Origin of the sequence: uncultured Leptotrichia sp. (genome assembly GCF_938036635.1) — a bacterium.
GTDB lineage: Bacteria > Fusobacteriota > Fusobacteriia > Fusobacteriales > Leptotrichiaceae > Leptotrichia > Leptotrichia hongkongensis.
This window is the reverse complement of sequence record NZ_CALHQO010000222.1, coordinates 1-9,913: the sequence shown is the minus strand read 5'-3', so window position 1 is coordinate 9,913 and position 9,913 is coordinate 1. Positions and strand designations below refer to the sequence as shown.

The 9,913-nt window shown below is 32.4% G+C and carries 10 protein-coding genes; all 10 read left to right on the top strand.

Going from position 1 to position 9,913, the window contains the following annotated elements:
- Nucleotides 1–168: 168 nt before the first annotated feature.
- A complete protein-coding gene (lacA, locus tag Q0370_RS04290; protein WP_021744672.1) occupies nt 169–591 on the top strand; it encodes a galactose-6-phosphate isomerase subunit LacA in 423 nt (140 codons plus the stop codon).
- 70 nt (nt 592–661) lie between these two features.
- Entirely contained in the window at nt 662–1,177 is a 516-nt protein-coding gene (gene lacB / locus Q0370_RS04285; protein ID WP_026746914.1) for a galactose-6-phosphate isomerase subunit LacB, read from the top strand.
- Between the two features lie 14 nt (nt 1,178–1,191).
- Complete coding sequence (locus Q0370_RS04280; RefSeq protein WP_299572586.1) at nt 1,192–2,124, top strand: tagatose-6-phosphate kinase; 933 nt, start codon at nt 1,192–1,194, stop codon at nt 2,122–2,124.
- Between the two features lie 26 nt (nt 2,125–2,150).
- Nucleotides 2,151–3,128, top strand: a complete 978-nt coding sequence (lacD, locus tag Q0370_RS04275) for a tagatose-bisphosphate aldolase (RefSeq protein WP_299572583.1) — start codon at nt 2,151–2,153, stop codon at nt 3,126–3,128.
- Between the two features lie 84 nt (nt 3,129–3,212).
- A complete protein-coding gene (locus Q0370_RS04270; protein WP_021744668.1) occupies nt 3,213–3,530 on the top strand; it encodes a PTS lactose/cellobiose transporter subunit IIA in 318 nt (105 codons plus the stop codon).
- On the top strand, nt 3,531–5,219 hold the full coding sequence (locus Q0370_RS04265; protein ID WP_299572575.1) for a lactose-specific PTS transporter subunit EIIC: 1,689 nt from the start codon (nt 3,531–3,533) through the stop codon (nt 5,217–5,219).
- Nucleotides 5,220–5,252: 33 nt separating this feature from the next.
- Nucleotides 5,253–6,656: a 6-phospho-beta-galactosidase gene (gene lacG / locus Q0370_RS04260; RefSeq protein WP_299572572.1), complete on the top strand. Its 1,404-nt coding sequence runs from the start codon at nt 5,253–5,255 to the stop codon at nt 6,654–6,656.
- Nucleotides 6,657–6,837: 181 nt separating this feature from the next.
- Nucleotides 6,838–7,305, top strand: a complete 468-nt coding sequence (locus tag Q0370_RS04255; protein WP_299572569.1) for a CopY/TcrY family copper transport repressor — start codon at nt 6,838–6,840, stop codon at nt 7,303–7,305.
- A 34-nt stretch (nt 7,306–7,339) separates the two neighbouring features.
- A complete protein-coding gene (locus Q0370_RS04250; protein ID WP_299572567.1) occupies nt 7,340–9,568 on the top strand; it encodes a heavy metal translocating P-type ATPase in 2,229 nt (742 codons plus the stop codon).
- A 67-nt stretch (nt 9,569–9,635) separates the two neighbouring features.
- Nucleotides 9,636–9,773 (top strand): hypothetical protein, encoded by a 138-nt coding sequence (locus Q0370_RS04245; RefSeq protein ID WP_299572565.1) that lies wholly within the window; start codon nt 9,636–9,638, stop codon nt 9,771–9,773.
- Nucleotides 9,774–9,913 lie beyond the last annotated feature (140 nt).

Here is a 9,913-nt window from a genome sequence, read left to right as displayed (position 1 = left end):
AAAATTATAAACAAAAAAATTTTGTTTACTAAACAACCCTTATTTTTAGGGGGTTTAACGTGTTGTAATTTCGATTTTTTGGGGTATATTTCAATTGTGAGATAAATAATATATTATTTGGAAAAGTAAAACTACGTAGAGAAAAAATTAGAAAATGGAGGAAAAATAATGAAAGTTGTATTAGGTGCTGACGTAGACGGTAAAGAATTAAAAGATATTGTCAAGGATTATTTGATTCAAAATGGATTTGATGTTGTTGACAAATCAGCAGATAGAGATTTTGTTGATACAACAGTTGCAGTAGCCAAGGAGGTTCTTGCAGACAAGGATAGTCTTGGGGTTGTATTTGATGCGTATGGCGATGGAAGTTTTATGGTAGCTACAAAGATAAAGGGAATGATTGCTGCAGAAGTTTCAGATGAACGTTCAGCATATATGACAAGAGGGCATAATAATTCAAGAATAATAACTATGGGTTCTAAAATTGTTGGAACAGAACTTGCCAAAAATATTGTAAAGGAATTTTTAAGAGCAGGATATGATGGCGGTAGACATCAAATAAGAGTGGATATGTTAAATAAAATGTGTTAATTAGGACAAAAGAATTGAGTAAATATGTATAGATAAATTTTAATTATGAATGAAAAAGGATGGTAAAGATATGAAAATAGCTATTGGATGTGATCATATTGTAACAGATGTGAAAATTGCATTGTCAGATTTTTTGAAATCTAAAGGTTATGAAGTGTTAGATTGTGGAACTTATGACTTTACACGTACTCATTATCCAATTTATGGAAAGAGAGTCGGAGAAGCTGTTGTAAGTGGAAAAGCTGATTTAGGAGTATGTATATGTGGGACAGGTGTTGGAATTAATAACAGTGTAAATAAAGTTCCTGGAGTACGTTCAGCATTAGTGCGTGATATGACGACTGCAATTCACGCAAAGGAAATTTTAAATGCAAATGTTATTGGATTTGGTGGGAAAATAATAGGAGAACTACTATTATTTGATATTGTGGAAGCTTTTATAAAGGCTGAGTATAAAAAAAATGATGAAAGTGAAAAACTGATTGCAAAAATAAAAGAAGTAGAAACTATAAATCCTGAACAAAAAAACGATAATTTTTTCACAGAATTTTTGGAAAAATGGGACAGAGGAGAATATAAAGATTAAAGGGGCTGGATAAAATGATTTTAACAGTAACAATGAATCCATCTGTAGATATTTCATATCCTTTGGAAAAATTTAATTTAGATACAGTAAACAGAATTTCTAAAGTAAGCAAGACACCTGGAGGAAAAGGTCTGAATGTAACAAGAGTGCTGAAACAGATGGATGATAAAGTTGTTGCAACAGGGCTTATAGGCGGAGGCTTGGGAATTGATATTCAGAAAAAATTGACAGAAATGGGAATAGAAAACCAATTTTTTGAAATTTCAGGGGAAACTAGAAATTGCATTGCAATTCTACACGAAGGAAATCAGACGGAAATTTTGGAAAATGGGCCTACAATCAGTCAATCTGAAAGTGAAAAATTTTTAGAATATTTTAAAAATTTAGTACAAGAAGTTGAAATTATTTCAATTTCAGGAAGCTTGCCTAATGGGCTAGAAGATGATTATTATTCAAAAATGATTCAAATTTGTAATGCATATGAAAAGCCTGTTGTCCTTGACTGCTCAGGAAAAGCATTGCTGGAAGTTTTAAAGCATGAATATAAGCCAAAAGTTATAAAGCCTAATACAGAAGAATTATCGCAGTTGATTGGGAAAGAAGTATCGAAAGACATTGGAGAATTAAAGAAAACTTTGAAAAATGAATTATTTGACGGAATTGAATGGATTATAGTTTCACTCGGAGCAGATGGTGCTTTTGCAAAACATAATGACAAATTTTATAAAGTTAATATTCCAAGAATAGAAGTTGTAAATCCTGTAGGTTCTGGCGATTCCACAGTGGCTGGAATTACATCGGCAATTTATGAAAATGCAAGTGATGAAAATTTATTGAAGAAGGCTAATACGCTGGGAATGTTAAATGCGATGGAAAAATTGACAGGATTTGTAAATTTGGAAAATTATGAAGAAATATTTAGCAAAATTGAGATAGTTGAATATTAAACGGAATTTATAAGGAGGAATAAATAATGAAATTAACTGAACAAAAAAGAAAATATTTAGAAAATTTAAGTGATAAAAATGGATTTATATCAGCGTTAGCAATTGACCAAAGAGGAGCTTTGAAAAAGATGTTAAATAAACATCAAGAATCTGAAGCAACAGCTGAACAAATAAAGGAGTTTAAAGTATTAGTTTCAAAACATTTAACAAAATATTCTTCTTCAATTTTATTAGATCCTGAATACGGACTGGATGCAGCAAAAGCTAGAGATAAAGATGCTGGATTACTATTAGCTTATGAAAAGACAGGATATGATGCAAATGCAGTTGGAAGATTGCCAGACTGTCTTGTTGAGTGGTCGGCTAAAAGGCTAAAAGAAGAAGGAGCAGATGCAGTAAAATTTTTATTGTATTATGATGTTGATGAATGCGAAGAAATAAATATTCAGAAAAAAGCATATATGGAAAGAGTAGGAGCTGAATGTGTCGCAGAAGATATACCTTTCTTTTTAGAAATTTTAAGTTACGACTGTAAAATTGACGACAACAGCACGTCAGAATATGCAAAAGTAAAACCTAGAAAAGTAATTGAAGCAATGAAGGTATTTTCAGATCCAAGATATAATGTTGACGTTTTAAAAGTGGAAGTTCCTGTAAATATGAAATTTGTAGAAGGGTTTAGCGATGGAGAAACTGTTTATACAAAAGAAGAAGCTGCAAATTACTTCAAACTTCAGGAAGAAGCAACATCATTGCCATATATTTATCTAAGCGCTGGAGTAAGTGCAAAACTTTTCCAAGATACATTAAAATTTGCTCATGATTCAGGTGCTAAATTTAATGGGGTACTATGTGGAAGAGCTACTTGGGCAAATGGAGTAGAAGTGTTTGCTAAGGAAGGTGAAAAAGCAACTGTGGAATGGTTGGATACAATTGGAAGAAAAAATATTGAAGAACTAAATGAAGTGGTTGAAAGAACAGCAACATCTTGGAAAGAAAAATAGATTAAGAAATTAAAAAACAAAAGCAATAATTAAATAAAGCATGATTAGAAAAATTAAAAATATTGTTTCAAAAGGGAGAAAATTATGACTAAAGAAGATGTTACAATGGTTGGATTTGAAATAGTGGCTTATGCAGGAGATGCAAGATCTAAATTGATGACAGCATTAAATAAAGCACAAAATGGAGAGTTTGAGGAAGCAGAAAATTTAGTAAAAGAAGCTGAGGAATGTTTGGTTGGTGCTCATAATTCACAAACAGATATTTTAGGTAAAGAAGCAGCTGGAGAAAATTTGGAAATGAGTTTTATTATGGTTCATGGACAGGATCATTTAATGACAACAATATTATTGAAAGAATTAATGAAACATTTGATAGAATTATATAAAAGAGGAGCAAAGTAAATGAAAAAACTGATTGAATTTATAGAAAAAGGAAAGCCTTTTTTTGAAAAATTATCTCGGAATATATATTTAAGAGCAATTCGTGATGGTTTTATAGCTGGTATGCCAGTTATACTATTTTCTAGTATTTTTATCTTAATTGCTTATGTACCAAATGCTTTTGGATTTTTTTGGCCAAAAAATATAGAGGCTTTATTAATGAAACCATACGGTTATTCTATGGGAATCTTAGCATTTTTAGTAGCAGGAACAACAGCTAAATCATTAACAGATTCTGTAAATCGTTCTATGCCGGCAACTAATCAAATTAATTATCTTTCTACACTTTTAGCTTCAATGGTTGGACTGCTGTTATTAGCGGCAGATCCGATTGAAGGTGGAATTTCAACTGGATTTTTAGGTACAAAAGGACTTTTAACTGCATTTTTAGCAGCATTTATAATTGTAACAATTTATAAATTCTGTGTAAAAAATGAGGTAACGATAAAAATGCCGTCAGAAGTTCCACCTAATATTTCACAAGTTTTTAAAGATGTAATACCATTTACTTTATCAATAGTATTACTTTATGTTCTTGAGATTTTTGTGCGTCACTTTGTTGGAACAGGAGTTGCAGAAGCAGTAGGTAAACTTTTTGGGCCATTATTTTCAGCAGCTGATGGATATGTAGGAATTACTATTATATTTGGAGCTTATGCTTTCTTCTGGTTTGTCGGAATTCATGGGCCTTCAATTGTAGAGCCAGCTATTGCAGTTGTTACTTATGCTAATATAGATGCAAATTTAAACCTTATGAGGGCTGGACATCATGCAGATAAAATTTTGACTTCAGGAACACAAATGTTTATAGTTACAATGGGAGGAACTGGAGCCACTTTAATTGTACCATTTATGTTTATGTGGCTTTGTAAATCTAAGAGAAATAAGGCTATTGGACGTGCTTCTGCTGTACCTACATTCTTTGGTGTAAATGAGCCAATTCTATTTGGTGCTCCAATTGTATTAAATCCTGTATTCTTTATACCATTTATTTTTGCACCAATAGTAAATGTATGGATTTTTAAAATATTTATAGACGTACTTGGAATGAACAGTTTTACTGCTAATCTTCCATGGACAACTCCAGGACCATTGGGTATAATATTAGGGACAAATCTTCAAGTACTATCATTTGTTTTAGCAGCACTTTTAATTGTTGTAGATTTTATTATCTATTATCCATTTGTAAAAGTATATGATAAGCAGATTCTTGAGGAAGAACGTTTAGGAAAAACAAACGATGAATTAAAAGAAAAAGTTGCTGCAAATTTCAACACTAAGAAAGCAGATAACATTCTTGAAAAAGCCGGTGTTGTTCAAAATAATATAACGAAAGAAACAAATGTACTTGTATTATGTGCTGGTGGAGGGACAAGCGGACTTTTGGCCAACGCTTTAAATAAGGCGGCAAAAGAACATAATGTTCCAGTTAAAGCTGCGGCAGGTGGATATGGTGCACACCGTGAAATACTTCCTGAATTTGATTTAGTTATTCTTGCACCGCAAGTTGCATCAAATTTTGAAGATATGAAGGCAGAAACTGATAAATTAGGGATTAAGTTAGCAAAAACCGAAGGGGTTCAATATATTAGTTTGACTCGTGACGGTAAAGGTGCATTAGATTTTGTGCAAGCACAATTTGAAGATTAGTTAATACATTTTAATACTAAGAGAGGTTTAATTATGTCAAAAAAATTACCAGAAGATTTTATTTTCGGTGGAGCGACAGCAGCATATCAAGCTGAAGGTGCAACAAAAACAGATGGTAAAGGTCGTGTAGCCTGGGATACTTTTTTGGAAGAAAATTACTGGTATACAGCTGAGCCAGCAAGTGATTTTTATAATCAATATCCAGTAGATTTGAAACTTTGCGAAGAATTCGGTATAAATGGGATAAGAATTTCAATTGCATGGTCAAGAATTTTTCCTGAAGGTTATGGTGAAGTGAATCACAAAGGAGTGGAATTTTATCATAAATTGTTTGCCGAATGTAAAAAAAGAAACGTTGAACCATTTGTAACGCTTCATCATTTTGATACACCAGAAGTTTTACATTCAAATGGAGATTTCTTAAATCGTGAAAATATAGAACATTTTGTAGATTATGCTAAATTTTGTTTTGAAGAATTTACTGAAGTAAACTATTGGACAACGTTTAATGAAATAGGACCTATTGGCGACGGACAATATTTGGTTGGAAAATTTCCGCCAGGAATAAAATATGATTTTGAAAAATTGTTTCAGTCACATCATAATATGGTTTTGGCACATGCAAAAGCAGTTAATTTATTCAAGCAAAACAGATATAATGGGGAAATAGGAATGGTTTGTGCATTGCCAACGAAATATCCTTATAATCCAAGTAATCCTAAAGATGTAAAAGCGGCAGAACTGGACGATATCATTCATAATAAATTTATTTTAGATGCAACTTTTAAAGGTGAATATTCAAAAGAAACAATGGAAGGTGTAAATCATATTTTAAAAGTTAATGGCGGAAAATTAGATTTAAGGGCAGAAGATTTTGAAGAATTGAAAGCTGCAAAAGATTTGAACGATTTTCTTGGAATAAACTATTATATGAGTGACTGGATGGCTGAATATGATGGCGAAACTGAAATTATTCACAACGCAACAGGAAATAAAGGAAGTTCCAAATATCAGATAAAAGGGGTAGGCCAAAGAAAAGCCAATGAAAGTATCCCAAGAACTGACTGGGACTGGATAATTTATCCGCAAGGTCTTTATGATCAAATCTCAAGAGTTAAAAGAGATTATCCAAATTACAAAAAAATCTATATTACTGAAAATGGTTTAGGCTATAAAGACGTTTTTGAAGACAATACAGTTTATGATGATGCTAGAATTGACTACATAAGACAACATTTGGAAGTAATTTCAGATGCAATAAAAGATGGAGCAAACGTAAAAGGCTACTTTCTCTGGTCACTAATGGACGTTTTCTCATGGTCAAATGGTTATGAAAAACGTTACGGACTATTTTATGTAGATTTTGAAACACAAAAGCGTTATCCAAAGAAAAGTGCTTATTGGTACAAAAAAGTATCAGAAACAAAAGAAGTCTAAAAAATTTATATATTTGAATTTTTTCGTGTGAGAGTGTAAAAGCTCTCACATTTTAATTTATTTTTAGAGTGGTAAAACCTGTAAAATTATTATAACAAAAAAAACTTGACAAAAAACGATTACTATTGTAAACTATTAATATACAAGATTACAAACGTAAACGTTTAAAGGAGGTAAGAATGTGAAAGAAAACTGCAAAATTGATAAAAAACAGCATATAACGGATGCAGAATGGGAAATAATGAGAGTTGTGTGGGCAAATAGCGAAGTTACGAGCAAGTTTGTGACAGAGGTGCTTTGTGAGAAAATGAACTGGAAGCAGGCTACAATAAAGACGCTGTTAAATCGGCTACTGGAAAAGAATATTTTGAAAAAGAGAGAAATTGGGAACAAGTATATTTATTCGACGGATTTTACAGAAAAAGAAGTGGCTAATAGTTATATATTAGGAACTTTTGATAAAATTTGTAAAACAAAAGTTGGAGAAATGATAGGGAAAGTTATCGAGAACAGTGAACTGAGTTTTGGCGACTTGGACTTAATTTTAAAGGCTGTGGAGAAAAAGAGAAAAACGGCTGTGGAAGAAGTTTTGTGTGATTGTGTTGAAGGGCAGTGTAATTGTGAACATAGTGGACATAAGCATATTTAAAGATATATTGTACTAAATGAAGGAGGAAAAAATTATGGCAGAAAAAAATTATACAGTAACTGGGATGAGTTGTGCAGCTTGTGCCAATGCTGTGGAAAAGGCACTTAATAAAAATACGGATATTAGTGCTTCGGTTAATATTGCAACTGAAAAATTGAATATTGAGTATGATGAGAAGAAGTACGATTTTGATAAAATTAGGGAAATAGTAGAGTCGGCTGGGTATGGATTGGTTGAAGATATGACGGAAGATAAAAAGCTGGAACTTTATCAGAAAAAAATAACAAGTTTGAAAAATCGATTAATTTTGGCAGTTATTTTTGTTGTTCCGCTTTTGTATATTTCGATGGGGCATATGCTTGGGGCGGCACTTCCTGAATTTTTGAATCCTAAGGTAAATCCGCTTAATTTTGCATTGGCACAGTTTGTGTTGACTTTGCCTATTATTTATGCTGGGAGAGACTTTTTTTCACATGGATTTAAAAATTTAGTAAGAAAATCTCCAACAATGGATTCGTTAATTGCAATTGGGGCAACAGCGGCGGTACTCTATGGAATTTACGCCACTTTTAGAATTGTAACTGTAGATCCTGAAGCGCATATGGATTTATATTATGAGTCAGCTGGTACAATTATTACGTTAATCTTGTTTGGAAAATTGCTGGAAGCGAAAACAAAAGGTCAAACTTCATCGGCAATAAAAAAACTTATCGGACTTCAGCCTAAAAAGGCTAAAATTATTGAAAATGGAGTGGAAAAGGAAGTTCTGATTGAAAACTTGAAAGTTGGAGATATTGTTATTGTGAAACCGGGAGAAAAAATTGCGGTGGATGGAAAGATTGTGGAAGGGGCGACTTCTGTTGATGAATCAATGTTGACAGGAGAAAGTTTGCCAGTAAGCAAAAAAGTTGGAGATAAGGTTGTTGGAGGAAGTATAAATAAAAATGGAAGTATCAGATTTGAGGCTACTGAAATTGGTAAAAATACAGTTTTGTCACAAATTATAAAGCTGGTTGAGGAGGCACAGGGGTCAAAGGCTCCGATTTCTCGAATGGCAGATATTGTGGCGGCGTATTTTGTGCCAATTGTTATTGGAATTGCGATAATTACAGGAATTGCTTGGTTTCTGAGTGGAAGTGGATTGGTTACTGCATTGTCGTTTTTCATCGCTGTACTTGTAATTGCGTGTCCGTGTGCATTGGGACTTGCAACACCTACCTCAATAATGGTTGGAACTGGAAAAGGGGCTGAAAACGGTATCCTTATCAAAAGTGGAGAAGCTCTTGAAACAGCATATAAAATTAAAACAGTTGTATTTGACAAGACTGGTACGATTACAAAAGGAAAGCCTGTACTTACTGATTTGATTGCTTATGGAAAATATAATGAAAATGAATTGTTAAAAATTGCTGCAAGTGTGGAAAATGATTCAGAGCATCCATTGGCAGAAGCAATCGTAAATGAAGCAAAAGAGAAAAATATTGAAATTAAGCCATATGAAAAATTTAGGGCAATGCCAGGTTACGGTATTCGTGCAACATTTGAAGGCAAGGAAGTTCAAATTGGAAATAGAAAACTTATGGAAAATCGAAAAATCAATGTAGAAATTTCTCAAAAAGATTATGATATTCTCTCGAATGAAGGAAAAACACCAATGTACATTTCGATTGATGATGAATTGGCAGGACTTGTTGCAGTTGCAGATGTTATAAAGGAAACAAGCAAGGAAGCTATAGAAAAACTGAAAAAAATGGGAATCAAGACAATAATGCTAACTGGAGATAACGAAAAAACTGCGAAATTTATCGCAAAGCAAGTGGGAATAGATGATGTAATTTCAGAAGTGCTGCCTTATCAGAAATCTCAAAAAGTAAAGGAACTTCAAGAAAAAGATGAATTTGTTGCAATGGTTGGAGACGGAATTAACGATTCACCAGCACTGGCTCAGGCAAACGTTGGAATTGCGATAGGAAATGGAACGGATGTTGCCATAGAATCAGCTGATATCGTCTTAATTAGAAACGATTTGAGAGATGTTGCGGGTGCAATAGCATTAAGTAAAGCGACAATCACAAATATAAAGGAAAATCTATTCTGGGCATTCTTTTATAATGTACTCGGAATACCATTTGCTGCTGGAATATTTTATGCATTTTTCAATGGACCAAAATTGGATCCAATGATAGCGGCTTTTGCAATGTCGTTTAGTTCAGTATCTGTTTTGGGTAATGCTTTAAGATTAAAGTTTTTTAAAGTGAAATAATATTTCGGAAAATAGATTTAATTTGATGGTATATTTATGATATTATTTTTTATAAGAGGTAAGTAATATGGAAACAAAATTAAGAAATTTAACAAAGAAAGTTGAGAATAAATCATTAAAAATTGCAGAAGATAAGGAGTTGGAAATAATTTCTTCTAAAGTTTTGAAGAAGTATAAAAAAACATTTGAGAAATTGACGAAATGATTCCTGTATAAAAAAATATAAAATTTTAGTATTGATTTTTTTTTGAAAAATGATATAATATTTTTGAATAAAAAACAATCTATATGCTTATAGTTATAGAAAAAATACGGAGAATCCCTCATTCTTAATTGAATGGGGGT